Annotated in this window: 2 protein-coding genes; both read left to right on the top strand. The window is 33.2% G+C overall.

From position 1 onward, the window contains the following. Window positions 1-1,383, top strand: a 1,383-nt coding sequence (locus AOG55_RS06170) for a purine-cytosine permease family protein (RefSeq protein ID WP_330218582.1), incomplete at its 5' end; no start/stop codon positions are given. Continuing rightward, complete coding sequence (locus AOG55_RS06165) at window positions 1,373-1,807, top strand: dCTP deaminase (protein ID WP_048100995.1); 435 nt, start codon at window positions 1,373-1,375, stop codon at window positions 1,805-1,807. The genes AOG55_RS06170 and AOG55_RS06165, both read left to right, overlap by 11 nt. Window positions 1,808-1,978 lie beyond the last annotated feature (171 nt).

Below are 1,978 nucleotides of genomic sequence, written 5' to 3'. Positions count from 1 at the left end.
TATATATTATCAATATATTCATGCAATATGAGAGAACATCTGTTCGGTAACAATGTTCAAAAGAATTATCAAAATAATACTGATTTTATTGATTCACCAGCCAAAAAAATGCATAAACAATCAGAATTGTTTTTCCTTTGGTTTGCATCAAATTTAACCATAGGGGATTTTGCTGTTGGCTTTATTCCGGTAATTTTAGGGCTTAACCTGTATTTATCACTGCTTGCATTCCTAATTGGCAATCTCCTGGGATCCGCAATGGTTGGCATAGTGTCATTAAGCGGTCCAAAAACTGGATTGCCACAGATGGTTCTGGGCTTCCGCGCCTTTGGTCTTAAATTTGGAAAGGCCATGTCAGTACTTCAATACATTAATACACTTGGATGGCTTACAGTAAATATTGTACTGGCATCTTTTGCATTTTCTCTTGCATTTCATCTTGGTAATTATATTGTATCAATAATAATTCTAGCAATAATTATTTTTGTTATATCATTTTCAGGAAGAAAAACCATATCATATTTTGAAAGATCAATGTCCGCCGTTCTTGGTTTAATATTTATTTTTATAATAGTATCCGGCATTTATCATTCATCTTCAATATTAAATTACGCCTCAGTATCATATCCCAGCGGAATAGCCTTTGGAATTACGCTGGCCACCTCGTTTTCATACATAATGTCATGGGCACCGTATGCCTCAGATTATTCAAGATTCAACGAGGATGGTCATGGAATCTTTTATTATACATTCCTTGGTGGATTTATAGCATCCATATGGTCAGAAATAGCCGGAATGATTGTCGCCATAATCTCATTAAACCCCTCAGGAAATCCTGCAACGGACCTGAGCTCAGTATTACATCCATATGGAATCATAGGTCTGTTTGCAATATTTCTGGGTGGTATAGCAGCAGATGCCATTAATTTATATTCAAATTCCATTTCTCTTTTGACGGCAGGTATAAAAATCACAAGAAAACAGGCCTCAGTTCTTGGCATTATAATAGCCGGAATTTTATCCCTAATAACATATGCACGGTTTTATTCATTTTATGAGGATTTTCTTTTTATACTCGATTACTGGATAACACCATGGATAGGTATAATGATTTCAGATTTCTTTATTGTAAATAAATTAACAAAATTCAGAACTGATATAATACCAGGTTTTAATTATGCCGGTATTATATCATACCTTACAGGGCTTTTACTATCCATACCATTTATGGACCCCGGGGTTGTATATGAGGGAATTATATCAAAATTATATCTTGGAGGTGTTGATGTAAGTTATTATGTATCATTTACGGTTGCCCTGCTTATGTACCCTGTAATAACAAAAATAATTAATAAACGTTATATAAGCAATAATGCTAAATGACAGGGAAATACTGGAATATGTGAAAAATGGCAAGCTTATATCTGAGAACTTTAAGGAGGCCTCGCTTACACCCAACGGCTACGATTTAAGGGTCGGCAACATCATACCTGGTGAGGACATAGAAAGTAAAACATTATTCTTTATTTCATCGTTGGAGGTTATTAACATGCCAGATAATATTACTGCATCATTATATATAAAATCACGGTATGCCAGAAAGGGAATATTTGGGTCCTTTGGTTTCGTTGATGCAGGTTTCCATGGAAACTTAACAATGTCCTTTATTAATTATGGAGACAAAATTACAATAAAAAAATATGATCCTGTGGTGCAAATTGTCTTTTTTACAATTAAGGAGCCTGAAAAAAATTATGAAAATCGTTCCGGGAATTTTCAGAATAGCCATGGGATAAGGTTGGAATGATATCCTTTATAAATGTATTATAAAATATTTTAATTACAACCATTTCCGTGGTGGCTCATTTAGATTTCATGGTTATTGATTTCCAGAAAATAAATTTAGTTAATACATAACATATGCCTGATTCCTAATATAAAATAGATAATTTTTCATAAATATGAATTAAAAATAATG

This window comes from Acidiplasma cupricumulans, from assembly GCF_001402935.1.
Taxonomy (GTDB): Archaea; Thermoplasmatota; Thermoplasmata; order Thermoplasmatales; family Thermoplasmataceae; genus Acidiplasma; species Acidiplasma aeolicum.
This window is presented reverse-complemented; position numbering and strand designations above follow the sequence as displayed.